Source organism: Pseudomonas sp. 51_B, assembly GCF_017491595.1.
Taxonomy (GTDB): domain Bacteria; phylum Pseudomonadota; class Gammaproteobacteria; order Pseudomonadales; family Pseudomonadaceae; genus Aquipseudomonas; species Aquipseudomonas promysalinigenes.
Genome location: NZ_JAFGYW010000014.1, coordinates 1 through 22,362, shown reverse-complemented (window position 1 = coordinate 22,362; position 22,362 = coordinate 1). Strand labels below are relative to the sequence as shown.

The 22,362-nt window shown below is 59.8% G+C and carries 25 protein-coding genes; 12 read left to right on the top strand and 13 right to left on the bottom strand.

All coding sequences use genetic code 11. From position 1 onward, the window contains the following. The first annotated feature begins 21 nt into the window (after positions 1-21). The 7 genes from J5M56_RS15855 (at position 22) to J5M56_RS15825 (ending at position 6,651) form a co-directional block, all read left to right on the top strand. The gene (locus J5M56_RS15855; protein WP_207937284.1) at positions 22-1,668 is read left to right on the top strand and encodes an acyl-CoA synthetase; all 1,647 of its coding nucleotides are present in this window, start codon (positions 22-24) and stop codon (positions 1,666-1,668) included. 13 nt (positions 1,669-1,681) lie between these two features. Continuing rightward, complete coding sequence (locus J5M56_RS15850) at positions 1,682-2,449, top strand: SDR family NAD(P)-dependent oxidoreductase (protein ID WP_186478530.1); 768 nt, start codon at positions 1,682-1,684, stop codon at positions 2,447-2,449. 11 nt (positions 2,450-2,460) lie between these two features. Beyond that, positions 2,461-3,654 carry an acetyl-CoA C-acyltransferase gene (locus J5M56_RS15845; RefSeq protein WP_207937283.1) on the top strand — a complete coding sequence of 398 codons (1,194 nt, stop codon included), beginning with the start codon at positions 2,461-2,463 and terminating at the stop codon, positions 3,652-3,654. An 8-nt stretch (positions 3,655-3,662) separates the two neighbouring features. Continuing rightward, complete coding sequence (locus J5M56_RS15840; protein WP_207937282.1) at positions 3,663-4,790, top strand: acyl-CoA dehydrogenase; 1,128 nt, start codon at positions 3,663-3,665, stop codon at positions 4,788-4,790. Positions 4,791-4,802: 12 nt separating this feature from the next. Beyond that, positions 4,803-5,576 (top strand): enoyl-CoA hydratase, encoded by a 774-nt coding sequence (locus tag J5M56_RS15835; protein WP_060479299.1) that lies wholly within the window; start codon positions 4,803-4,805, stop codon positions 5,574-5,576. Positions 5,577-5,865: 289 nt separating this feature from the next. Next, positions 5,866-6,270: a TraR/DksA C4-type zinc finger protein gene (locus J5M56_RS15830; protein ID WP_027919101.1), complete on the top strand. Its 405-nt coding sequence runs from the start codon at positions 5,866-5,868 to the stop codon at positions 6,268-6,270. Between the two features lie 186 nt (positions 6,271-6,456). Then, positions 6,457-6,651 carry a hypothetical protein gene (locus J5M56_RS15825; protein ID WP_186478527.1) on the top strand — a complete coding sequence of 65 codons (195 nt, stop codon included), beginning with the start codon at positions 6,457-6,459 and terminating at the stop codon, positions 6,649-6,651. Positions 6,652-6,657: 6 nt separating this feature from the next. On the opposite strand, the gene J5M56_RS15820 is transcribed toward J5M56_RS15825, so the two are convergent. Next, complete coding sequence (locus tag J5M56_RS15820; RefSeq protein ID WP_060479297.1) at positions 6,658-6,855, bottom strand: hypothetical protein; 198 nt, start codon at positions 6,853-6,855, stop codon at positions 6,658-6,660. A 307-nt stretch (positions 6,856-7,162) separates the two neighbouring features. Here J5M56_RS15820 and J5M56_RS15815 point away from each other — a divergent pair, with 307 nt between their 5' ends. Further along, a complete protein-coding gene (locus tag J5M56_RS15815) occupies positions 7,163-7,633 on the top strand; it encodes a hypothetical protein (protein ID WP_186478526.1) in 471 nt (156 codons plus the stop codon). After that, entirely contained in the window at positions 7,630-7,842 is a 213-nt protein-coding gene (locus tag J5M56_RS15810; RefSeq protein ID WP_207937281.1) for a hypothetical protein, read from the top strand. Before J5M56_RS15815 ends, J5M56_RS15810 begins: the two co-directional genes overlap by 4 nt. An 11-nt stretch (positions 7,843-7,853) precedes the next feature. Here J5M56_RS15810 and J5M56_RS15805 read toward each other — a convergent pair whose 3' ends face one another. From J5M56_RS15805 to J5M56_RS15775, 7 genes are all read right to left on the bottom strand, one after another. Continuing rightward, positions 7,854-8,219, bottom strand: coding sequence for a Na+/H+ antiporter subunit G (locus J5M56_RS15805; RefSeq protein ID WP_060479294.1), 366 nt, complete (start codon positions 8,217-8,219; stop codon positions 7,854-7,856). After that, positions 8,216-8,494 carry a K+/H+ antiporter subunit F gene (locus tag J5M56_RS15800; RefSeq protein ID WP_060479293.1) on the bottom strand — a complete coding sequence of 93 codons (279 nt, stop codon included), beginning with the start codon at positions 8,492-8,494 and terminating at the stop codon, positions 8,216-8,218. The genes J5M56_RS15805 and J5M56_RS15800 overlap by 4 nt, the downstream gene beginning before the upstream one ends. Beyond that, positions 8,491-8,979 (bottom strand): Na+/H+ antiporter subunit E, encoded by a 489-nt coding sequence (locus tag J5M56_RS15795; protein ID WP_060479292.1) that lies wholly within the window; start codon positions 8,977-8,979, stop codon positions 8,491-8,493. The genes J5M56_RS15800 and J5M56_RS15795 overlap by 4 nt, the downstream gene beginning before the upstream one ends. Beyond that, positions 8,976-10,655, bottom strand: a complete 1,680-nt coding sequence (locus J5M56_RS15790) for a monovalent cation/H+ antiporter subunit D (protein WP_207937280.1) — start codon at positions 10,653-10,655, stop codon at positions 8,976-8,978. Before J5M56_RS15790 ends, J5M56_RS15795 begins: the two co-directional genes overlap by 4 nt. Next, positions 10,652-10,996, bottom strand: a complete 345-nt coding sequence (locus tag J5M56_RS15785) for a Na+/H+ antiporter subunit C (protein WP_003250128.1) — start codon at positions 10,994-10,996, stop codon at positions 10,652-10,654. The genes J5M56_RS15790 and J5M56_RS15785 overlap by 4 nt, the downstream gene beginning before the upstream one ends. Continuing rightward, positions 10,996-13,911 carry a monovalent cation/H+ antiporter subunit A gene (locus tag J5M56_RS15780; RefSeq protein ID WP_207937279.1) on the bottom strand — a complete coding sequence of 972 codons (2,916 nt, stop codon included), beginning with the start codon at positions 13,909-13,911 and terminating at the stop codon, positions 10,996-10,998. Before J5M56_RS15780 ends, J5M56_RS15785 begins: the two co-directional genes overlap by 1 nt. A gap of 149 nt (positions 13,912-14,060) precedes the next feature. Next, the gene (locus tag J5M56_RS15775; RefSeq protein ID WP_186478521.1) at positions 14,061-15,011 is read right to left on the bottom strand and encodes a DMT family transporter; all 951 of its coding nucleotides are present in this window, start codon (positions 15,009-15,011) and stop codon (positions 14,061-14,063) included. 82 nt (positions 15,012-15,093) lie between these two features. On the opposite strand from J5M56_RS15775, the gene J5M56_RS15770 reads away from it, so the two are divergent. Beyond that, on the top strand, positions 15,094-15,657 hold the full coding sequence (locus tag J5M56_RS15770) for an XRE family transcriptional regulator (protein WP_186478520.1): 564 nt from the start codon (positions 15,094-15,096) through the stop codon (positions 15,655-15,657). An 85-nt stretch (positions 15,658-15,742) separates the two neighbouring features. On the opposite strand, the gene soxR is transcribed toward J5M56_RS15770, so the two are convergent. Next, positions 15,743-16,195, bottom strand: a complete 453-nt coding sequence (soxR, locus tag J5M56_RS15765; protein WP_186478519.1) for a redox-sensitive transcriptional activator SoxR — start codon at positions 16,193-16,195, stop codon at positions 15,743-15,745. Between the two features lie 85 nt (positions 16,196-16,280). Here soxR and J5M56_RS15760 point away from each other — a divergent pair, with 85 nt between their 5' ends. Next, positions 16,281-16,661: an antibiotic biosynthesis monooxygenase gene (locus J5M56_RS15760; RefSeq protein ID WP_207937278.1), complete on the top strand. Its 381-nt coding sequence runs from the start codon at positions 16,281-16,283 to the stop codon at positions 16,659-16,661. Here the strand turns inward: J5M56_RS15760 and J5M56_RS15755 are convergent. Together J5M56_RS15755 and J5M56_RS15750 are read right to left on the bottom strand one after the other, a co-directional pair. After that, the gene (locus J5M56_RS15755) at positions 16,640-17,410 is read right to left on the bottom strand and encodes an alpha/beta hydrolase (protein ID WP_060479320.1); all 771 of its coding nucleotides are present in this window, start codon (positions 17,408-17,410) and stop codon (positions 16,640-16,642) included. The genes J5M56_RS15760 and J5M56_RS15755 overlap by 22 nt on opposite strands. Continuing rightward, positions 17,394-18,506, bottom strand: a complete 1,113-nt coding sequence (locus tag J5M56_RS15750; protein ID WP_207937277.1) for a DUF3182 family protein — start codon at positions 18,504-18,506, stop codon at positions 17,394-17,396. The genes J5M56_RS15755 and J5M56_RS15750 overlap by 17 nt, the downstream gene beginning before the upstream one ends. Positions 18,507-18,730: 224 nt before the next feature. Here J5M56_RS15750 and J5M56_RS15745 point away from each other — a divergent pair, with 224 nt between their 5' ends. Next, positions 18,731-20,548: an aminopeptidase P family protein gene (locus tag J5M56_RS15745; protein ID WP_207937276.1), complete on the top strand. Its 1,818-nt coding sequence runs from the start codon at positions 18,731-18,733 to the stop codon at positions 20,546-20,548. Positions 20,549-20,591: 43 nt separating this feature from the next. On the opposite strand, the gene J5M56_RS15740 is transcribed toward J5M56_RS15745, so the two are convergent. Both J5M56_RS15740 and rhtA read right to left on the bottom strand, forming a co-directional pair. Continuing rightward, complete coding sequence (locus J5M56_RS15740) at positions 20,592-20,873, bottom strand: hypothetical protein (protein ID WP_060480660.1); 282 nt, start codon at positions 20,871-20,873, stop codon at positions 20,592-20,594. A 189-nt stretch (positions 20,874-21,062) separates the two neighbouring features. Further along, positions 21,063-21,950 (bottom strand): threonine/homoserine exporter RhtA, encoded by an 888-nt coding sequence (gene rhtA / locus J5M56_RS15735; protein ID WP_186478515.1) that lies wholly within the window; start codon positions 21,948-21,950, stop codon positions 21,063-21,065. Positions 21,951-22,362 lie beyond the last annotated feature (412 nt).

Sequence of the window (22,362 nt, the reverse complement as noted above, 5' to 3'; positions counted from 1 at the left end):
CAATAATCCAGGAGTCCAACGATGCGCGATTACGCTGAGGCCATTCGAGGGTTCGACCTTGGCCAGGCAGCCAGTAGTGCCTTGCATGGCAACTTCGATTCGCTCAATGCCTGTGTCGAGTGTTGCGACCGCCATGCTGGCCAAGGCGCGCTGGCGTTGATTCACGAGGATCGTGATGGCAACACCACGCGCTACACTTTCGATCAGCTCAAAACACAGGCCGCCCGTTTTGCCACTGTGCTCAAGGCCCAAGGGGTAGGCCCAGGTGACCGGGTAGCTGGCTTGCTGCCACGCACTGCTGAGCTGCTGGTCACCATTCTCGCCACCTGGCGCCTTGGCGCCGTATACCAGCCTTTGTTCACTGCATTCGGCCCTAAGGCCATCGAGCATCGCCTGCAGCAGTCCGGCGCCCGGGTCGTGGTCACTGATCAGGCCAACCGTGCCAAGCTCGATGATGTGGACCAATGCCCGACAATCATTACCGTCAAAGCCCGTAGCGCCGAGTTGGACTTCCATCAGTGCCTTGAGGCTGCATCTGAGCAGTGCGAGCCAGTAATGCGTTCATGCGACGACCCCTTCCTGTTGATGTTCACCTCAGGTACCACAGGGCCGGCCAAGCCTCTGGAGGTGCCGCTACGAGCGATCGTCGCGTTTCAGGGCTACATGCGCGATGCGGTTGAACTGTTGCCAGATGACAATTTCTGGAACCTGGCCGATCCGGGCTGGGCCTATGGCTTGTACTACGCGGTAACCGGGCCCTTGTCGCTGGGGCACGCCACTACCTTCTACGATGGCCCGTTCAGCGTCGAGAGCTGTGCGCGCGTCATCGACAAACTGAACATCACCAATCTGGCCGGCTCGCCCACGGCGTACCGCCTGCTTATCGCCGCTGGCAGTGCATTCTCGGCACCTATCAAGGGCCGCTTGCGGGTGGTCAGCAGCGCTGGCGAGCCGCTCAACCCAGAAGTCATCCGCTGGTTCCGCGACGAACTGGGCGTGACCATTCACGACCATTACGGCCAAACCGAACTGGGGATGGTGCTTTGTAATCATCACGGCCTACAGCACCCGGTGCACTTGGGATCGGCCGGCTTCGCCATTCCTGGCCATCGCATTGTGGTACTCGACGAGCAGGGCTGCGAGCTACCGGCCGGTCAGCCCGGCATCCTGGCGGTTGATCGCGAACATTCACCGCTGTGCTGGTTTGGCGGGTATCACGGCCTGCCGACCAAGGCATTCAAAGGCAAGTACTACCTGAGCGGTGACACCGTAGAGCTGAACCCGGACGGCAGTATCAGCTTCGTTGGCCGCAGTGATGATGTGATCACCACCTCCGGTTACCGGGTTGGCCCATTCGACGTTGAAAGCGCGTTGATCGAACACCCGGCGGTGATCGAGGCGGCCGTGATCGGCAAGCCCGACCCGGAACGTACCGAGTTGATCAAGGCCTTCGTGATATTGGCCAGCGGCTATGAGCCCAGCCTCGGGCTTGAGGAAACCCTGCGCCAGCATGTGCGCCAGCGCCTGTACGCCCACGCGTACCCGCGAGAAATCGAATTCGTCAGTGAGCTGCCCAAAACCCCGAGCGGCAAGCTGCAACGCTTCATCCTGCGTAACCAGGAAGTCGCCAAAAACATTGCGCAACAGGCCACCCCTGCCAGCGCCTGAAAGGAAACCTATCATGCACATTGCCAATAAACACTTCATTGTCAGCGGCGCGGCCTCCGGGTTGGGTGCTGCGACTGCGCGGATGCTCATCGATGCAGGCGCCAAGGTCATGCTGGTCGATCTCAATGCCCAGGCTGTCGAGGCCAAGGCGCGCGAGCTGGGTGACAATGCCCGCTTCGCTGTTGCAGACATCAGTGATGAACACGCGGCCCAGGCAGCGATCGACGCTGCGCTAGGTGCCTTTGGCACCTTGCATGGGCTGGTCAACTGCGCCGGTATCGTCGGCGCCGAAAAGGTGCTGGGCAAGCAGGGGCCCCATGGTCTTGCCAGCTTCGTCAACGTCATCAATGTCAACGTGGTTGGCAGCTTCAACCTGCTGCGCCTGGCTGCGGCGGCAATGGCCGACGCGCCTGCAGATGAAGGGGGCGAGCGCGGCGTGATCATCAACACCGCCTCCATTGCCGCCTATGACGGCCAGATTGGCCAAGCCGCCTATGCAGCCTCCAAGGGAGCCATTGCCAGCCTGACATTGCCAGTTGCTCGCGAACTTGCGCGCTTCGGCATCCGGGTGATGACTATCGCACCGGGCATTTTCGAAACGCCAATGATGGCGGGCATGAGCGAGGAGGTGCGTGCGTCGCTGGCCGCTGGCGTACCGTTCCCGCCGCGCCTTGGCCGCCCGCAGGAATACGCGGCACTGGCCCGCCACATCATTGAGAACAGCATGCTCAACGGCGAGGTCATCCGCCTCGACGGCGCATTGCGCATGGCTGCCAGGTAAGGAGAGCGAACATGTCCATCACCCATGATCCAATCGTAATCGTCAGCGCCGTGCGCACGCCCATGGGCGGCTTGCAAGGCGATCTCAAGAGCCTGACTGCTGCCCAGTTGGGCAGTGCAGCCATTCGCGGCGCAGTAGCGCGCGCGGGCATCGAACCTGCCAGTGTCGAACAGGTGCTGTTTGGCTGTGTGCTGCCTGCCGGGCAGGGCCAGGCACCGGCACGCCAAGCGGCGCTGGGCGCCGGGCTGGGCAAGCACACTACCTGCACTACCCTGAACAAGATGTGTGGCTCGGGTATGCAGGCGGCCATCATGGCCCACGACCTGCTGCTGGCCGGTAGTGCCGATGTGGTGGTGGCCGGCGGCATGGAGAGCATGAGCAATGCACCTTACCTGCTGGACAAGGCGCGTGGCGGTTACCGTATGGGGCACGGCAGAATCATCGACCACATGTTCATGGACGGTCTGGAAGACGCCTACGACAAAGGCCGCCTCATGGGGACCTTTGCCGAAGACTGTGCCCAAGCCAACGGATTTAGCCGCCAAGACCAGGACCAGTTCGCCATCGCCTCGCTGACCCGCGCTCAGGAGGCGATCAGTAGCGGACGTTTTGCCGCCGAAATCGTGCCGGTGGAGGTCACCGAAGGCAAGCAGATACGCGTCATCAGGGACGACGAGCAACCACCCAAGGCGCGCCTGGACAAGATTCCTCAGCTCAAGCCGGCCTTTCGCGATGGAGGCAGCGTGACCGCAGCCAATGCCAGTTCGATCTCTGACGGAGCCGCCGCATTGGTGTTGATGCGTCGATCCGAAGCGGACAAGCGAGGCATCAAACCGCTTGCGGTAATTCACGGTCATGCAGCCTTCGCTGACACCCCAGCGTTGTTCCCTACAGCACCGATCAAGGCCATCGACAACCTAATGAAGCGCACAGGCTGGAATCTCACTGAAGTTGACCTGTTCGAAATCAACGAAGCGTTTGCGGTGGTCACCCTGGCGGCCATGAAGCAGCTCGACCTGCCTCACGACAAGGTCAATATCCACGGCGGCGCCTGCGCCCTGGGTCACCCAATCGGCGCTTCGGGCGCGCGTATTCTGGTGACACTGCTGTCGGCCCTGCGCCAGAACAATCTGCGCCGCGGTGTGGCTGCCATATGCATCGGCGGTGGCGAAGCCACGGCCATGGCCGTCGAATGCGTGTACTGAGGTGAGCCATGCTGGTAACTGACGAGCAACAACAGATCGCCGACGCGGTAAGGGCTTTCGCCCAGGAACGCTTGAAACCATTTGCCCAGCAATGGGACAAAGAGCACCGCTTCCCGAAAGAGGCTGTCGCAGAGATGGCCGAGCTGGGCTTGTTCGGGATGCTGGTGCCTGAGCAGTGGGGCGGCAGCGACACCGGTTATGTAGCCTATGCCATGGCGTTGGAGGAGATCGCTGCGGGTGACGGCGCCTGCTCTACCATCATGAGCGTACACAACTCGGTGGGTTGCGTGCCTATCCTGCGGTTCGGCAGCGAGCAGCAGAAAGCACAGTTTCTCACGCCGCTGGCCAGCGGCGCGATGCTTGGGGCCTTTGCCCTGACAGAGCCGCAGGCGGGTTCCGATGCCAGTAGCCTTAAGACCCGAGCACGCCTTGAAGGTGATCATTATGTGCTCAGTGGCAGCAAGCAATTCATCACCTCGGGGCAGCACGCAGGTGTGGTGATCGTGTTCGCCGTGACCGACCCCGCTGCTGGCAAGCGCGGCATCAGCGCCTTCCTCGTGCCCACCGATTCGCCGGGCTACCAGGTGGCGCGTGTCGAAGACAAGCTCGGCCAGCATGCCTCCGACACCTGCCAGATCGTCTTCGACAATGTTCGCATACCGGTGGCCAACCGCCTGGGCGAGGAGGGTGAGGGCTACAAGATTGCTTTGGCAAATCTGGAAGGCGGGCGTATCGGTATCGCCTCGCAGGCAGTGGGCATGGCCCGGGCGGCGTTCGAAGTCGCGCGCGACTATGCCAATGAGCGGCACAGCTTCGGCAAGCGGTTGATCGATCATCAGGCAGTGGCCTTCCGCCTGGCCGACATGGCAACCCAGGTTGCCGTGGCGCGGCAGATGGTGTTGCATGCCGCAGCGCTTCGAGATGCCGGGCACCCAGCATTGGTGCAAGCCTCAATGGCCAAGCTTTTTGCCTCTGAAATGGCCGAAAAGGTCTGTTCGGATGCCTTGCAGACCCTTGGCGGATATGGCTACCTGAGTGACTTTCCGCTGGAACGGATCTACCGCGACGTTCGGGTCTGCCAGATCTACGAAGGCACCAGCGATATTCAGCGCATGGTCATTGCGCGCAATCTGTGAAGGAGAGACTGCATGGCATTTGAAACCATCCTGTTGGACATACACGGCAAGGTCGGCCTGATTACCCTCAACCGTCCGCAGGCGCTAAACGCACTGAACGCGCAGATTGTCGGCGAGATCAACCAGGCGCTGGACCAGCTGGAGCGGGACCCGAACATTGGCTGTGTGGTGTTGACCGGCTCTGCCAAGGCCTTTGCCGCCGGTGCTGACATCAAGGAGATGGCTGAACTGCACTACCCGCAAATATACGTCGACGACCTGTTCACCGATGCCGATCGCATCGCCAGCCGGCGCAAACCGATCATCGCCGCTGTGTCCGGCTTCGCCTTGGGCGGTGGCTGCGAACTGGCCATGATGTGCGACTTCATCATCGCTGCCGACAATGCCAAGTTCGGCCAACCGGAAATCAACCTGGGTGTGTTGCCGGGCATGGGCGGCACTCAGCGCTTGACCCGGGCGGTTGGCAAGGCCAAGGCCATGGAGCTTTGCTTGACTGGTCGCCTGATGGGGGCTGAGGAAGCCGAGCGTGCTGGGCTGGTAGCGCGCATCGTGCCGCAGGCAGAGTTGCTGGAAGAAGCGCTGAAAGTGGCCGCGACCATTGCCAGCAAGTCGATCCCGATCAGCATGATGGTCAAGGAAAGCGTCAACCGTGCCTTTGAGGTCACCCTCAGCGAGGGCGTGCGTTTCGAGCGACGTGTGTTCCATGCAGCCTTCGCCACCGCTGACCAGAAAGAAGGCATGGCGGCCTTCATCGCCAAACGCGAGGCGCAGTTCGAAGATCGCTGATCTCGACACCTCGCTATCGAAGAGCAATGCCTGTGTATTGAGCGCCACGTTATCCTTCGGGAACGCGTGGCGCGTTGCTTTATGTAACCGTTTCGAGTGCCAGCTGGCGGATTCCAGTACTTTTCGGGCAATTTCCCCCGTGTTTGCTGTTGCTCATGGCGGCTTGGCGCCTTAGACTGCCGCCCCCTGTAAAAGAGTGCCAGTTGGCGCTTGAAGAATTCCGTTGCCGGTGCCGAGGCACCGGCGGCACCTGAATCGCCCAAATGCACATTTTTTCATAGAGAAATCGATGACCAAGGAACAGTTGCTGGCCATGTCGGCCGATGACTACATGAACGCTGACCAGCTGGCTTTCTTCGCTGGCCTGCTGCAGGCGATGAAAGTCGAAACCCATGAACGCATCGAGTTGAGCCGTGCCACCATCGAAGGCCTGGATACCCCTTCGGATCCTGCTGACGTAGCTTCGGTCGAAGAAGAGCGTAGCTGGCTGGTCAATGCCATCGACCGCGACCAGCGCTTGCTGCCGCAGCTTGAAATGGCCCTGGACCGTATCTCGGACGAGAGCTTTGGCTGGTGCGATGACAGCGGTGAGCCGATTGGCCTGAAGCGTCTGCTGATCAGCCCGACCACCAAATACTGCATCGAAGCCCAGGAGCGCCACGAGCAGCTCGATCGTCATCAGCGTCAGGTCTGATCCGGCACAGTGTGCCAAGCCCCATGGAGAAATCCCTGGGGCTTTTTGCGTTTGTGCTGGGCCAAACCTCGCAAGATTTATTGCCTCAGGCGTAACACTGCTATACCGGGATGCGCTGTTTCGTCAACGGACCAGGGCGTATCATGACCTAATTGTTAGGGTGCTATCTAAGTGCCGGAGGGCGTGATGAACAGCCAAGTCAATGTTGCGGTGATGATCGGTTCAGGTGTGCCTACGGGCATGCAGATCCAGGGCAAGCGGGTGTGTTGGGTCGTTTTGGTGAATGGCGAGCGCCGTGGTACAGCGTTCGCCACCCGTGGCGAGGCTCTGGAGTGTCAGGCTGCGTGGCTTGAGCTTCTGCAACGAGGGCATGCAGCCTGAGCGCTGTCAGGCTTCGAGGCTGCGGGCCAGCGCGCAGGCATCGCGGTGCAGGCGGCGGAAGCCTTTGACGCGGCCTGTGGCGCTTTCGGTGACGTGAAAGAACTCGATACCTGCGGGTATGACGACGAATCGTGGCCTGTAGCACACGCAGGTTCGGTAAGAAATGTTCTTTACCTCTCGACGGATTTCGGTGTTTTCGTGCATATTCATTCCCCGGTAATGCGCTGATGGATACCTGAGCCCGTTCTGCCTAGGGGGCTGCAGTTATCTATCGCATCTTTTCTGGCGGGTTTGTTGTCAGACATTACGCTTCCCTGATAGGGAATAGGCCTAAAGCCTGCGATAAGGCCATATCTGGCAAGCCAGAGTAAAGTTTCCTGCGAGCTGCATCGCCAGCAAGCACAGACGTTTCGAGCTCCACTTAATTATTCTTTTCGCCTATCGAATTGAAATCGCCGTGCCTCACTGACGCTGAGTGAGGACGGATGTCACAGGTTTGAGGATTACTTCATTGGCAGTCAGTACACTGGATACCCACGCATTGTTTGCCCTGGGCGATTTGCGTGGCAAGTTGGCCAAGCTGTTTCAAGGCCGTTTCATTTATGTCACCGAACAAAACCCTGAAGGCCTTTACATGGCTGAGATCGACACCGAAAGCGCTTTGGTGGTCGATGACAAGCAGCGCCTGGAGCTGAAAGTAGGCGATCACTTCCGCGCCGCGGTTCTGCCTAGCCGGGAAGGCGGCAAGCTGGAAATGCGCTTTCGCGAAATCAAGCTGAACGTTTATGGCGTCGGCGACTACGCATTCGTAACGGTGCCGGAAGGCGAAGGTATCGTGTTCCGCGAAGGCCACGGTGTGATGCTGGTCTTTGCGGCACAGCAACAGGTTCAAGAAGGTTTGGGCAAATTACTCAAGGCGGTAACCGGCAAGGTCGCTAAATGGCGCAAGGGCGAGCTGACCACGTTCAAGGCCAGCGAGTGAGCAACCTTAACGAGGAGCCTGGTACACGTGCTGAGTTTCATCGGCAGCACCAGGCACAGGCACTGGCTGAGGCCCAGCGCTTGCTGGGGCAGCGTGGCGCCATGGGGAGTGGCTGGTTGAGCTGGGTGGCGGCCCAGTTGTATCAGCTGGGCCCGCCTCCTTATGTCGCCATGGTCCGGCGCGAGTTACAGCGCCTCAGCGAAGCTTGAGCCCAGCCGTCTCAGTGGCCGCGGTCTCGACCACTGCTCACTTCTGCGGGCACGGATTCTTTGGACCTGCGCTTGCGGAACAGCGCTGCACGAGCAAGCAACAGCGTTGTTACCGGCACGGTAATCGACAGCAGGATCGGTATCAGCCAGGCATGCAGCACTGGGCTGCTTTTGAGCCATGAAAAGTAGATGATCGATGCCAATGCCACGCACCAGGCGCCGATGGTTGATGCAAGCGCCGGTGGATGCATGCGTTGAAAGTAGTCTTTCAGGCGCAGCAGGCCAATGGCACCGATCAGCGCGAATACGCTACCAATCAGTAACAGTGCGGCAGTAGCCAGCTCAAGCCAGAAGGGCAGTTGAAGGGCTTCGGTCATTCGATCACCTCACCACGTAGCAGGAATTTCGCCAGGGCGAACGAACCCACAAAGCCGAACAGAGCAATCAGCAATGCACCTTCGAAGTAGGTGTCACTGGCGTAGCGTATCCCTAGTACCAGCATGGTCAGCATGCCCAGAATGTACAGATAGTCCAGGGCCAGCACCCGGTCCTGCGCTGAAGGCCCGCGAAACAGCCGTATCAGCGTCAAACCCATCGCCAGGGCGAAGATGAACAGGCTGGCGAGAACCGCGTTGGCGAGCAGGCCTGTCATTGGAAGATCTCCATTAAAGGGCGTTCGTAGGTGAGTTTGAAATGCTCGATGAAGGCCGCTTCATCGTGCAGCTCGAACACATGCAGCAGCAGCACGCTGCGATCCAGGGCCAGCTCCGACCATACGGTACCCGGCACGACGGTTGTGATCATTGCCAATGCCGCGAGGCCGTGGGCGTCGCGCAGGTCCAGCGGAATATGCACGAAGGCCGAACGTGGTGGACGCTGCCGAGCACGCAGTACGGTGCTCGCGACTTGCAGGTTGGACCGAACCACATCCATGCCTACACGACAAATCAGCTTTATCATCACCCAAGGTTTTCGCACGTGGGCGTGTTGCGGACGCAGCGGTGCCATCAGCATTGGGGCCAGGACGCCCAGTGCGGCCCCAAGCAACAGGTTGCCGGGGCTGACTGAGAGATTCAACAGCAGCCACAGCAAGAACAAGGCCGCCGACAGCAGCGGAGCGGGGAACAGTCGGCTCATGGCTGCACCTGTACATTAGGTGTTGTGGGGCCGGGTAGAGGCCGGGCGGCCATCACAGCTTCGATATAGGCATCCGGCGCCTGGAGGCTGGCGGCTGTGTCCTGGGTGTAGCGCAACAACGGTTCGGCCCTGAAGCTGAGGACCATACACAAGCCGAGGAGGATCACGATCGGCAGGCACTCAAACCCGCGCAGCGCGGGCGAAGGGCGTTCTTCGGGTTTCCAGAAGCGCTGGATGCCTACTCGGCCGAAGGCGATAAGCGAGGCCATGCCCCCGAGAATCAGCAGCGCCACTAGTACCCAGCCTGCAGGTTGGAGCGCAGATTCGGCTGGCATTCCCAAGCCTTGCGGATTGAACAGCGCGTTGATCAGGTTGAGTTTGCTGACGAACCCGGACAGCGGCGGCATGCCGATAATCAGCAGGGCGCAGGCGATGAAGCTAAGGCCTAGAAATGCCATGGTCCAAGGGATGATCTGGCCGATCACCGCTTTCTGCTCGTCGTCAAGGTTGATGCCCTTGGGCGGATGCAGCGACTCAAGCGGCGGAGGCATCGCATCTTCTTCCTCCTCCAGCGGCATCTCGTTGGCCGAGCGCGAGCGCTCGATCAGCTCGGCGAGCAAGAACAGTGCGCACAGCGCGAGGGTCGAGTTGACCAGGTAGAACAGGGCTGCGCCAGTGAGTGCTGGCTGGGCGAAACCCAGCGCCCCCAGCAGTGTGCCAGCAGAAACCAGGATGCTCAGCGCAGCCATGCGCTCCAGGCGCTGTGCGGCCAGTATCGACACCGTCGCCACGGCCAAGGTGACCAGCCCCCCATAGACCAGCCATTGCCCACCGAAATGCGCCGAGGCCCCGGCCTGCCCGGAGAATAGCAGCGTCCACAGTCGCAGAACCGCATACAGGCCGACCTTGGTCATGATGGCGAACAGTGCGGCGACTGGCGCACTGGCTGAGGCGTAGGCAGGGACCAGCCAGAAATTCAGCGGCCAGATCCCGGCCTTGGCTAGAAACGCCATCGCCAGGATTGCCGCACCTGCGTGCAGCAAACCACGGTCCGCTTCAGGCACTAACGGAATCTTCAACGCCAGGTCAGCCATATTCAGGGTGCCGGTGACGCCATACAGCATCGCTGCGCCAATCAGAAACAGGGAGGAGGCGAACAGGTTGATGGCGATATAGTGCAGCCCGGCGCGCACCCGCGCTCTGCCCGAACCATGGAGCAGCAGGCCGTAGGATGCGGCTAGCAGCACTTCGAAAAACACGAACAGGTTGAACAGGTCGGCAGTGAGAAATGCGCCATACAGGCCCATCAGCTGGATCTGGAACAACGCATGAAAGCTGGCCCCCGCGCCGTCCCACCGAGCTCTGGCGAACAATAGCGCGCTGACGCCGATAACCCCGGTGAGGGTCAGCATCAGGGCCGAGAGGTGGTCCACCACCAGTACGATGCCAAAGGGCGCGGGCCAGTTGCCCGGTAGATAGACGCCGATCGACTCCGCCTGGCCTTGTGCACGCACCCACATCAACAGCGTTACAGCGACTCCCAGCCCTGCGAAGGTGGAGAGCAGGTTCAAGCGAGCCTTGAGCGGGCGGTGCTTTTCGCCCAGCAACAGCATCACTGCTGCCGTCAGCAGGGGTAGCAGGATGGGCGCAACCATCAGTTGGCTAATGCCACTCATTCGTCACGCTCCCGGCCGTCCACATGGTCAGTGCCGGTCAGGCCCCGCGAGGCCAGCAGTACTACCAGGAAAAGTGCGGTCATGGCAAAGCTGATGACGATGGCGGTGAGCACCAGCGCTTGCGGCAGCGGGTCGGTGTAATGCAGCAGGTCCTGAGTCACGCCATCTTTGATGATCGGCTCCTTGCCGATGAACAGGCTGCCCATGCTGAAAATGAACAGGTTGACGCCATACGACAACAGGCATAGCCCCATGATCACCTGATAGGTACGTGGGCGCAGGATCAACCATACCCCCGATGCTGCCAATACGCCGATGGCGACTGCAATGACTTCTTCCATCAGGCGACTCCTGCTTGGCTGGACTTCGGCGGGTTCGCCGGGCGGTAAGCCCGTACTGATTGGTGCGCCAGAGCGGTGAGAATCAGTAGGGTCGAGCCCACTACCACGGTGTACACACCAATGTCGAAAAGCAGCGCACTGGCCACGTGCATGTCGCCGAGCAGCGGCACGTGTAGGTGAGCAGTATGGGTAGTGAGGAACGGGTACCCCAGCAACATGGCGCCGACCCCGGTCAAGGTGGCGCAGAGCAGCCCGGTGCCCATCCAGCGCAAGGGCCGCAGGCTCATCTGTGCTTCGACCCACTGGGTGCCTGCCACCATGTATTGGAGAATGAACGCTACCGACATCACCAGGCCAGCGACAAAGCCGCCACCTGGCTGGTTGTGGCCACGCATGAACAGGTACATCGACACCAGCAGGGCAATGGGCAGCAGCAGGCGCACCAATACGGCTGGCACCATCATGAAGCCCAGAGCGGTGTCGGTCGCATGCCGTGGGTTGATCAAGTCGGTTACCAGGTCTGGAGCCAACTGCCGCTGCTGAGCTGGCAACTGCATGCTCTCTTTCGGCGGGCGGAAACGGCGCAGCAGCGCGAACACGGTCAAAGCCACGGCCACCAGCACAGTGATCTCGCCGAGGGTGTCGAAACCTCGGAAGTCCACCAGCATGACATTGACCACGTTGGTGCCACCGCCTTGGGGCAGGGCGCGGCTGAGATAGAACGAAGAAATGTCGTTGGGCGTCGGCCGGGTAAGCATGGCATAAGACAGAAGGGCCATACCGCCACCGACCAGCACAGCCAGCAGCAGGTCGCGCAGGCGCCGGGCACGGGCTCGATCACGGCTGCCAGGCAGTGGCGAGACGCCTTCGATACGCCGTGGCAGCCAGCGCAGGCCCAGCAAAATCAGTACCGTGGTTACCACTTCGACGACCAGTTGAGTCAGAGCCAGATCAGGGGCTGAAAACCATACGAAAGTGATGCAGGTCATAAGGCCGCAGACACCCACCATGATCAAGGCGGCCAAACGGTGGTACTTGGCCTGCCAGGCGGCACCGATGGCACAGGCAATGGCGATCAACCAGAGCGCGACAAATACCCCGGAGCCTGGAATCTTTGGCCGATCTCCCCAGCTCAGGCCGCTGTAGAGCATGGGGGTGAGGCCGGCGATGAAGGCGGCCAATACCAGCATGAACAGCTGTGATTGCAGGCGGCGGCTAGTGGTCACACGCTCAACTCGCCTAGCTATTAGCATCAGCTGGACCTGGCCTTGCTCGAACAGGCGCTTGCCATTGAAGCGTTCGATCAGCGGCGGGTAGGGGAAGCGGCCCCGACGCAGCTGTTTGCGCAGCAGCAGATAGAGAACGATACCGCCGCTCATGGCGAGCAAGCTCATCATCAGCGGTGCGTTCCAGCCGTGCCAGATAGCCAGGCTGTAGTCTGGCAAGGTACCGCCCACCACTGGCAGTGCAGCGGCAGCCAGCAGTGGGCCCACCGATTGAGACGGAAAGATGCCAACCACCAGGCAGGCCAGCACCAGCAGCTCCACGGGCGCACGCATCCAGCGCGGAGGTTCATGGGGCGTGTGCGGCAGATCGGTAGCGGGCGGCCCGAAGAATACGTCAACGGTGAAACGCAAGGCGTAGGCCACACTGAAGGTGCCGGCGAGGGTGGCGATAACTGGCAGTGCGGCTTCGACCCAAGCAGTGGAGCTGATGAATACGGTTTCGGCGAAGAACATCTCTTTGGACAGGAAGCCATTCATCAACGGCACCCCTGCCATCGCCGCGCTGGCTACCATGGCCAGGGTCGCGGTGTAGGGAACCAGGCGTATCAAGCCACTCAGTCGCCGTATGTCACGAGTGCCGCTTTCATGGTCGATGATCCCGGCGGCCATGAACAGCGAGGCCTTGAAGGTGGCGTGGTTGAGGATGTGAAACACTGCGGCGACCGCAGCAAGCGGGCTGTTGAGTCCCAGCAGCAGGGTGATCAGGCCCAGGTGGCTGATTGTCGAGTAAGCCAGCAGGCCCTTGAGGTCGTTTTGGAACATTGCCGCGAACGCGCCCAGCAGCAAAGTTATGGCACCTGCGCCGCCGACGATCCAGAACCACTCATCACTGCCCGACAACACGGGCCAGAGGCGAGCCAGCAGGAATACACCGGCCTTGACCATCGTTGCCGAGTGCAGGTAGGCGGAAACCGGAGTGGGAGCCGCCATGGCGTGGGGCAGCCAGAACTGGAAGGGGAATTGCGCACTCTTGCTCAATGCGCCGATCAGGATCAGTGGCAGCAATACCGGATAAAGTGAGTGTTGGCGAATGGCTTCGCCGGCAGCCAAAACCTTGTCCAGGTCGTAGCTGCCCACCACATGGCCGAGCAGAAGCGCCCCGACCAGCAGGCACAGACCACCTGCGCCAGTAACCATCAAGGCCATGTAGGCGCCGCGGCGCGCGTCTGCGCGGTGGTGCCAGTAGCCGATCAGCAGGAAGGAAAAGAGGCTGGTCAGCTCCCAGAAAAATACCAGCTGGATCAGGTTGCCGGAGATTACCAGGCCGAGCATGGCCCCCATGAATGCCAGGAAGAAAGCGAAAAATCGGGGTACTGGGTCCTGCGGTGACATGTAGTAGCGTGCGTACAGCGATACCAGAGTGCCGATGCCCAGTACCAGCAACGAGAACAACCAGGCGAAACCGTCCATGCGCAGCACAAAATTCAGGCCAAGGCTCGGTAACCACAGGAGTTCTTCGCGAATTACGCCGCCGTGAGCGATCTGCGGATACAGCAGTGCTACCTGGACGGTGCCGACCAGGGCAACGAGCCCGGCTAAGACGGACTCGGCATTACGCGCGTTGTGCGGCAGGACAGCTGCCAGGCAACTGCCCAGGAACGGCAGAAGCAGTAGCACTATCAATGACATAGCGTTCTATTCTTGAAAGGTTTGCAAGGATCATACGTGCCGGGCCGTTTATCACCAACACGCAAGCTGTCGCAGAATCCTACAAAAGCGCTGTGACAAGCTGTTTTTTTATGACAGTTTTTTACAGAGCATAGTTTGCAAGTGGCGTTTCACAGGCCGATCTCTTGCTCGTGTGTCCCTGGCGTCTGCAAGGTTTCGCTCACTTGACGGTTGCGGCGAAGCTTTAGCTCGCTGACCACTACGGCAATGACGATCAACAGACCACCCAGCAATGCAATACCTGGCAGGCGCTCGCCGGCGATGCGCCCAACGATGCCTGCCCACACGGGTTCTCCCGCATAGATCAACGTGGCGCGCGTGGGTGACACCGACTTTTGCGCCCAATTCATCGCCACTTGGATCACCGCGCTCATGGCCCCTAGGCCTAACGCGCTAAGCAATAGCAACCAGGAGAAGTCAGGCAGACGTTCCTGGGTGGGGACAACCATCAGGAACGCTAGCAGCGAAGCGGTGGCCAATTGCACCACGGTGACGCGGCGCACATCCACTTGGCCTGCGAAGCGGCTGATCAGGATGATCTCGGCGGCGATGGCCACTGCGCTTACCAGGGTGACCACTTCACCTTCACTGAAATGCAAGGCGCCTCCCTCGGGGCCGGCCAGCAACATCAAGCCAATGAAGGCAAGGCCGATGCCGATGCTAGGCATGAGCCCTGGTCGGCGCCCCAACACCAGCCACTGTAAAAGTGGTACGAAAGGTACGTAGAGCGCTGTAATGAACGCTGACTGGCTGCTGCTGATGGTCTGCAGGCCCATGGTCTGCAAGCCGTAGCCCAGCATGATCGACACCCCGATCAACATGCCGGCCTTCAGTTCAGTGAAGGTCAGGCCTGCCAGTGCCCGCCCCGAAGCCAGCCCGACGAACAGCGCCGCTGCCGCGAAGCGCAGGCCGACGAAGAACATCGGGCCGCTTACAGTCATGACGTTATGGACCAGCAGGAAGGTGCCGCCCCATAGCATGGTGATGAATACCAGCACCATTTCCGCTTTGCTCAGGCGCAAAGACAAGGTGGGCTGCGGGCTGCTGGTTGGCTGGTTCATGATCTTGCGTACTCGGAGAAGGCGGCGCACAATCGCCGCAAATGAGCAGTATACTGCGCAACGGGTAAAGGTGAGCAATATAGTGCACAAAGATTCTTCGCGTCAGGCGTCGGTGCTACAGCATGTCAGCCTCAATGTGCGGCGCCTGCGCAATACAGCTGGCATGAGCCAGAGTGTTTTGGCAGAACGTTCCGGCGTCAGCCGGCGCATGCTGGTGGCGATCGAGGCGGGGGAGAAGAATGTCAGCCTGACGACCCTGGATGCTATTGCACAAGCGCTTGGGGTGGTTTTCAGCACGCTGATTCAAGCGCCCGATCAGCGTGATCCCAGCCGTATCGACGAGCTAGCCTGGGCCGGTGAGCATCCGCAGAGCAAAGCCGTGTTGCTGGCAAGCAGCAGTGCTCGGCGGGAAGTGGAAATCTGGGAGTGGACCCTCGCGCCAGGTGAGCGCTACGCCAGTGAGGCGGATGCCGAGGGTTGGAGTGAACAAATCTATGTGGCCGCAGGCCAACTGACGCTCGTCATCGAAGGCACGGAGCACTGTCTGGAAGTTGGCCAGTTTCATGTCTTCCCCAGCAATTGCCGCTACGCCTACCGTAATGATGGGCACGAACCGGTGCGCTTCGTACGCAACGTGGTGATCTGAGCGGCGCGCCGCAGCGCCCTGCTGACCGGCACCGGGGCACCGAGCAGCTCGTTTAGTCCACGGTAAATAGCCGTTCACGCATCGCTCATGGCAGATGCGGCCCTGGTCCTGCATCAGCCAGGTGGTCCTGGTGATTACGCAGCGGGCACTCTTTTAGCGACATGCAACCACAGCCGATGCAGCCATCGAGTTGGTCGCGCAGCTTGATCATCTGCTCAATACGTTGGCTCAAGTCATCACGCCAGCGCGCCGAAAGGCGCTGCCAGTCTTCGGCGTTGGGCGTGTGATCGCTTGGCAGCTCGGCCAAGGCAGCTGCGATCTGGGCCAATGGTATGCCCAAACGTTGGGCCATCTTGATCACCGCTACCCGCCGCAGCACTGCTCTGGGATAACGGCGCTGGTTGCCAGCGTTACGCGTGCTATGGATTAGCCCCTTGGTTTCATAGAAATGCAGCGCAGTTACTGCCACGCCGCTGCGGGCAGCCAGTTGGCCGACGCTGAGCATCTTGTCTTCGCTTACAGAGGAGGTAGTAGGCATGAGAAATACTGCTTGACCTAGAGTTAACTCAAGGTTTTACCCTGCTGGCCATTCCGTAGCAACGCTCGTAGGAAGGAGATCTGCCATGACCACCGCGCCACATTCTCTTTGGTTTACCCGGATGATCGAATATGAGGTGCCTTCCACACGCCAGGCAGCGCTGGCTGAAGCACTGATCGCGCGCAGTGAAGCGCTGGCTGAGCGGTGTCTGGGGTTGCAGAGTGTATCAATTGAGGCCAGCGATGATGGCAGCCGGGTTCTGCAATGCTTGCAGTGGCAGTCCCGGCTAGCGTGGGAGCAAGCTGCCCGGTGGTTCGCTCAAGAGCCTTTTCTGGAATTGCTCAGTCACTATCAGGCGCGGAGCGTCAATTTTGCTGCCTATCAGGCGCTACGCGGGCTGGTGCGAGGCAGCGATGGGGGCTTTCACTGCCCGCTCGCTTCGGATCACGCGTACCAAGGGGCGTAGTGTGGATAGCGGTCAAGACGCGCGCCTATAACCATTTCACTGATCCAGGAGGCAAGGATCGAACTGTACGCTTTCTGGCTCTGCTCGCTGGATAGGGCGTGATCGGCACCGTCGACGGTACGATGGGTCAGCGAATGGGCATTGATGAATGCAGAGCGGTAGCTCATCAAAGTGGTGTGCGGCACGTAGTCATCATGCTCTGACTCCACCAGCAGCACGTCGCCGGCAAATTCGGCGCAGGCGGCCAAGGCCTGATTGTCTGCCGGGCCGAGAACACGTTGGCGGTAGACGTTCAGTCGCTGACGGTCCAGGGCTTGTTTAGGCATGTTCCACTCATCGTCCCAATACATCGCCGGCACCCGCAACGCCAGCCATTTCACCGGCCGTTGCAAGCTGAGGAGAGTTGCCAAATAACCGCCGTAGCTGCTGCCGATGATAGCGATCGCACCGCTGTCCACAGCCGGGTGGCTGACCAGTCGATCGTACGCGACCAACAGGTCTTTCAGATTCTGTTCGCGAGTCACAGTCAGGCGCTGGCCTTCAGTCTTTTCATGGCCACGCAAGTCGAAAGTCATACAAACGCAACCCAGGCCGGTGATGTGCCGGGCCCGAGCCAGATCACGCTGTTGGCTACCGCCCCAGCCATGGACGAAAAGTATGCCGGGCATCTTGGGGCCAGGGCTGACTATGGTGCCGACGATGCTGTCATCATCGACCTGCAATTCCACGGTTTCACTCTGAATGCCGATGCTGGCGGATTCGCGCGTATTTGCTGAGTTGTCCGAGTTCACTGTCGTTTCCCTGATAGAAAAGCGTGGCGTCAGGAGGTAAATCGGGTGCGCCGTACACCTCGTGCGTGGATGCGCATACCTGCAGAAGAGCCGGATCATCAGCAAATGCTTGCAAAGCCAGTAGTTCGGCGCTGCTTGCCCCGCCCATTCGCCAAGATTGCTCAAGCACCCCACTGCGCACCTGGCCTTGGCCTGTGATGCCCCGGGCAACATCATAATTGCGCCGTGATGCGATGAAGCCTGGGAAGTGCTGCTCGGCAGCATGCTCATAAACCATGGCCTGATTGATCGCCAAGCGCAGGCAATCCTCCATGGGCCGCTGCAATAAAGCGAGATAGTCGCCGCGCACTACGATGAGCTCGGAACCTCCGTATACTTCGGCACCTTGATGGTCACGGGTAAGCTGCTGGGTGCCGTAGTAGCTGCAGGTCAGGCCGGCGACGCGAACCTGGCCGACGCTGAAGGTCTGTACGTTGCTCAGATTTTCTTCCAGTACTAGCCCCCATACTCCCAGCTCTCTTTCATCGATGTTGGCCAGCAGCGGCTCCAGTTCGTCCGCTTGGGTCAAGACTTGCTGGCCACGACCGGCACAGGCGCGCACTGGCTTGATCCTCAGTGGGCCTTCAAGCAGCAGCAACTGGGCCGCGCGACGGGCATCGACTTTACTGAACACCGTATAGCCGCGCAGCAGTGCGGTACTTGCCTGGGGAGCGAACTCGTTGGTCCAGCCATGCGGAAATCGGGCATCAGGCGGGAGCGGGTGGGATATGGCTTTGGTGGCCATGTAAGGTTGGCTAACCAAGCCGCCGAAGAAGTCCTGCTCGCCGGAAATACCCAAGGCGGCATAGCGTTCAGTGTCGACCAGGGTTTCGGTGGGAAGGTAATAGTAGTGAGAGTCTCCCCTAATCGGCGCTTCAGGCAGCACCGCATGGCAGCCCAGAAGCTGCGCCAAGCGAGCGGCCAGCTTCAGGTGTACGGCGTGTTCGTGCTCTGGGGTTCGCTCGCGGGTGTCGAGCAGAACTACGGCAGATTTCCGATGGAGGGCACTGGGCATAGCTAGGTGCCTGTGTGCAATGGATGTACAGGCTGTGAAGCTTCAGTCAGTGGGAAGTTCAGCCCGAATGGACTGACGGTCTCGCGTCAGCTGTAGGAATTGTCCTATTCGCAAAGCGTTCAGCGTGATTGCTCTTAGTCAGAGCGGTCGACGATTGCGACACGGTGTCAGCTGTTTCATTATTCTCCCTGTGGAATTACCCCCGAATTTTGGCAGGAGTGCGCATGAACGTTCAGAACACGATTGAGCAAAGTGTGCCAGAGCGCCTGATGCGCGTGCGCCAAGTCATGGCGCGTGAGGGCGTCGATGCACTACTGGTACCTTCAGCTGATCCGCATTTGTCCGAATACCTACCGGGGTATTGGCAAGGTCGTCGGTGGCTCTCGGGGTTCGATGGCTCAGTAGGCACATTGGTGGTGACTGCTGACTTTGCTGGCTTGTGGGCCGACAGCCGCTATTGGGAACAAGCGGAAAATGAGCTGACCGGCAGCGGTATAGCCTTGATGAAATTGCTGCCGGGTAAACCTGGCGCCTTGGAGTGGCTAGCAGAGAACATTCGCGCCAATGGCGCCGTAGCGGTGGACGGTGCGGTAATGGCGCTGTCTCAAGCGCGCCTGCTCGAGCAGAGCCTTGAGTCACGTCAGGCTCGGCTGATCACTGATCGGGACTTGCTTGGTGAAGTATGGGAGGCGCGTCCGACGCTACCTGATAACCCCGTCTATCAGCACCTGCCGCCTCACGCCACGGTCAGCCGTGCTGGCAAGCTTGGCCAGCTGCGCGCCAAGTTGCAGGAGAGGGGTGCTGACTGGCATTTCATTGCGACTCTCGACGACATAGCCTGGTTGTTCAACCTGCGCGGCAGCGATGTTTCCTACAACCCGGTTTTCCTCGCTTTCGCCTTGATCGGCATGGATCAGGCTTTCCTGTTCGTGGGGGCCGGCAAGGTCGATGAGCACCTGCGCCATGTCCTTGAAGCTGACGGTATCGAAGTGCGCGACTATTCGGCAGTGCACGATGCCCTGTCCGGGCTGGCGCCCAGCAGCCGGTTGCTCATAGACCCGGCTCGGGTGACTAGCGGTTTGCTCAAAGCGCTCGATGAACGGGTGCAACTGGTAGAGGGGTTGAACCCGACCACGCTGAGCAAATCCTGCAAGAGCGAAGACGAGCTGGTGCATGTACGCCAGGTAATGGAGCAGGACGGCGCTGCGCTGTGTGAGTTCTTCGCTTGGTTAGAGAACCATATGGGCCAAGAAACCATCACTGAGTTGACGGTCGATGAACAGTTGAGTGCTGCCCGCGCTCGTCGGCCAGGGTTCGTCTCGTTGAGCTTTGCCACTATTGCGGCGTTCAACGGCAATGGCGCAATGCCGCATTACCGCGCAACCGAAAAATCCCATGCGATCATCGAAGGCGATGGCCTATTGCTGATCGACTCCGGCGGGCAATATCTGGGCGGCACCACAGACATCACGCGTATGGTCCCAATAGGGACGCCGAGCCTGGAACAGAAGCAGGATTGCACTCGCGTGCTCAAGGGCATGATCGCTTTGTCCCGCGCCCGATTTCCGCGAGGCATTCTTTCCCCGCTGCTCGATGCCATCGCCAGGGCACCGATATGGGCAGATCAGGTCGATTACGGCCATGGCACCGGGCATGGCGTCGGCTATTTCATGAACGTGCATGAAGGGCCGCAGGTGATTGCCTATCAGGCCGCAACCGCGCCGCACACGGCAATGCAGGAAGGCATGATCAGTTCCATCGAGCCGGGTACCTACCGGCCGGGGGCGTGGGGAGTGCGTATCGAGAATCTGGTCGCCACTCGAGCACTGGGCAGAAGTGCATTCGGTGATTTCCTGTACTTCGAAACCTTGACGCTGTGCCCCATCGATACCCGCTGTCTGCTTCCCGACATGCTAACCAAAGAAGAGTTGGATTGGCTTGACCAGTATCACGCCCTGGTGTCAGAGCGACTTGCTCCCTTGCTGCAGGGCGCTGCACTGGACTGGCTGAGAATGCGTACTGCACCCGTCCAAGTGGCGTGATGGTGCTATGCACAAAAAAGGGCAGCTTGTGTGCTGCCCTCTCTTACTTACAGATGACGATCATGCTGCGGCTGGTGTAGCCAGCTGGATTGATGCCGAAGAGGTAATCCCCTGCCTCTTCGTCAGCGTCGCCTGAGCGTGCAACCACCTTGTAGCCGCGCGAGCTGCAGGAGGCAGCTGCCTTGCTGTAGCACTTGTCCCACGACGAAGACAGGCCGGAGCAATTGATATGCACGCCCTTTTTTCCTTTCCTGACCTCAGTCTTGGCGGTCGCGGCACATCCAGCGATGGCCAGGACAGCCAGGATGATCATGATACGTTTCATTCCTGTCCTTAAATGCAGGGCCCATCAGCACTGTGACCCTGGCGTTATCGCTTTGGTTCTTCCTGAATTTTCTTCGACTTCCGTGTTCGCTCAAGTAGATAGCGTAAAGATGATGATCGGGTTACAGCTTAATGAGGGAGGCTGATGAGGACAATGTTTAATCACAGCTAAATGAAGCTGATTCTCAAATCAGTCTGCGACAATGGCTGGCTTGGCTTCCCGCCGCATCGACAGCGTAGCGCCAGCCGAGGCCGCAATGATGGCGAGGATCGCCAGCCACTGAGTTGTGCTCAATACTTCGCCCAGGAACAACAGGCCTGAAAGAGCACCAATCGCCGGCTCTATGCTCATCAGGGTGCCGAAGGTGCGAGCTGGCATGCGAGTCAGGGCAACCATTTCCAGGCTATAGGGAAGTGCAGTCGAGAGAATGGCGACGCCCAAGGCCAGAGGAATGATTGCAGGACTCAGCAGTGCACTGCCAGCATGAACGATGCCTATGGGGGCAACGAACAGGGCTGCAACCACCACCCCCAAGGCGGCGCTCTGGATGCCGTGCTCCGCGCCTGCGCGTTGGCCAAACAAAATGTAGAGTGCCCAGCAGACACCTGCACCCAGCGCATACGCAGCACCCAATACATCCAGCGGCTGTCCGCCATGCCCTACTGGCAGCAATAGCAACAGGCCGGCCACAGCCAGAGCTATCCAGAGAAAATCCAGCGCACGGCGAGAGGCGAACAGTGCCACAGCCAGTGGGCCTGTGAATTCCAGGGCAACGGCAATGCCCAGCGGGGTAGTTTGCAGCGACATATAGAAGAGGAAGTTCATGCCGCCCAAAGACATCCCGTAGATAATGACGTTGCGCAGTGTCTTGCCGGTCATGCGCGCGCGCCATGGTCGCAGTATCAAAAGCATGATGATGCTGGCGAAAATCAACCGCAGAGTGGTGGTGCCTTGGGCACCGACTAGCGGGAACATGCTCTTGGCCAGGGATGCTCCGGACTGGATCGAAGCCATGGCAATAAGCAGCAGGCCAATGGGGAAAAGGGTGCTGGCCATGCTGCGGGCGGCGGTGTTCATTTCAGGGCGACAATCCTTTGAGCTGCACAGGGTGTGCAATATAGTGCGCAAATCCTGCGGGAGGGCGCAAGGTGTCTTGCCTGACGTTTTTCGCTGCGGGGCATGATTTCATACGATTATGACTTGACGTGGGTTCGAATCCCTTTATACTGCGCCTCACTTCCAGCGACATCGGAACGAAAAACTCCTTGAGATTCAACGAGTTAATAAGTTCGGGCGAGATTGGAAGCGCTTCGGTCGACTGATCGATAGGGTGGAGATGAAGGTTGACAGCGGTTTTAAACACTGTATGATTCGCCTCCCGCTACGAGAGATCGCAGCGAGTCAAGTGTTTGAAGCTAAACGAGTTTCTCGCAAAAAACTTCAAAATAAACGCTTGACAGCAAATGAGGAAAGCGTAGAATGCGCGCCT

Coding starts and splice junctions, on each gene's coding strand:
- J5M56_RS15855 (WP_207937284.1), top strand. CDS start 22: ATGCGCGATTACGCTGAGGCCATTCGAGGGTTCGACCTTGGCCAGGCA.
- J5M56_RS15850 (WP_186478530.1), top strand. CDS start 1,682: ATGCACATTGCCAATAAACACTTCATTGTCAGCGGCGCGGCCTCCGGG.
- J5M56_RS15845 (WP_207937283.1), top strand. CDS start 2,461: ATGTCCATCACCCATGATCCAATCGTAATCGTCAGCGCCGTGCGCACG.
- J5M56_RS15840 (WP_207937282.1), top strand. CDS start 3,663: ATGCTGGTAACTGACGAGCAACAACAGATCGCCGACGCGGTAAGGGCT.
- J5M56_RS15835 (WP_060479299.1), top strand. CDS start 4,803: ATGGCATTTGAAACCATCCTGTTGGACATACACGGCAAGGTCGGCCTG.
- J5M56_RS15830 (WP_027919101.1), top strand. CDS start 5,866: ATGACCAAGGAACAGTTGCTGGCCATGTCGGCCGATGACTACATGAAC.
- J5M56_RS15825 (WP_186478527.1), top strand. CDS start 6,457: ATGAACAGCCAAGTCAATGTTGCGGTGATGATCGGTTCAGGTGTGCCT.
- J5M56_RS15820 (WP_060479297.1), bottom strand. CDS start 6,855: ATGCACGAAAACACCGAAATCCGTCGAGAGGTAAAGAACATTTCTTAC.
- J5M56_RS15805 (WP_060479294.1), bottom strand. CDS start 8,219: ATGACCGAAGCCCTTCAACTGCCCTTCTGGCTTGAGCTGGCTACTGCC.
- J5M56_RS15800 (WP_060479293.1), bottom strand. CDS start 8,494: ATGACAGGCCTGCTCGCCAACGCGGTTCTCGCCAGCCTGTTCATCTTC.
- J5M56_RS15795 (WP_060479292.1), bottom strand. CDS start 8,979: ATGAGCCGACTGTTCCCCGCTCCGCTGCTGTCGGCGGCCTTGTTCTTG.
- J5M56_RS15790 (WP_207937280.1), bottom strand. CDS start 10,655: ATGAGTGGCATTAGCCAACTGATGGTTGCGCCCATCCTGCTACCCCTG.
- J5M56_RS15785 (WP_003250128.1), bottom strand. CDS start 10,996: ATGGAAGAAGTCATTGCAGTCGCCATCGGCGTATTGGCAGCATCGGGG.
- J5M56_RS15780 (WP_207937279.1), bottom strand. CDS start 13,911: ATGTCATTGATAGTGCTACTGCTTCTGCCGTTCCTGGGCAGTTGCCTG.
- J5M56_RS15775 (WP_186478521.1), bottom strand. CDS start 15,011: ATGAACCAGCCAACCAGCAGCCCGCAGCCCACCTTGTCTTTGCGCCTG.
- soxR (WP_186478519.1), bottom strand. CDS start 16,195: ATGCCTACTACCTCCTCTGTAAGCGAAGACAAGATGCTCAGCGTCGGC.
- J5M56_RS15760 (WP_207937278.1), top strand. CDS start 16,281: ATGACCACCGCGCCACATTCTCTTTGGTTTACCCGGATGATCGAATAT.
- J5M56_RS15750 (WP_207937277.1), bottom strand. CDS start 18,506: ATGCCCAGTGCCCTCCATCGGAAATCTGCCGTAGTTCTGCTCGACACC.
- J5M56_RS15745 (WP_207937276.1), top strand. CDS start 18,731: ATGAACGTTCAGAACACGATTGAGCAAAGTGTGCCAGAGCGCCTGATG.
- J5M56_RS15740 (WP_060480660.1), bottom strand. CDS start 20,873: ATGAAACGTATCATGATCATCCTGGCTGTCCTGGCCATCGCTGGATGT.
- rhtA (WP_186478515.1), bottom strand. CDS start 21,950: ATGAACACCGCCGCCCGCAGCATGGCCAGCACCCTTTTCCCCATTGGC.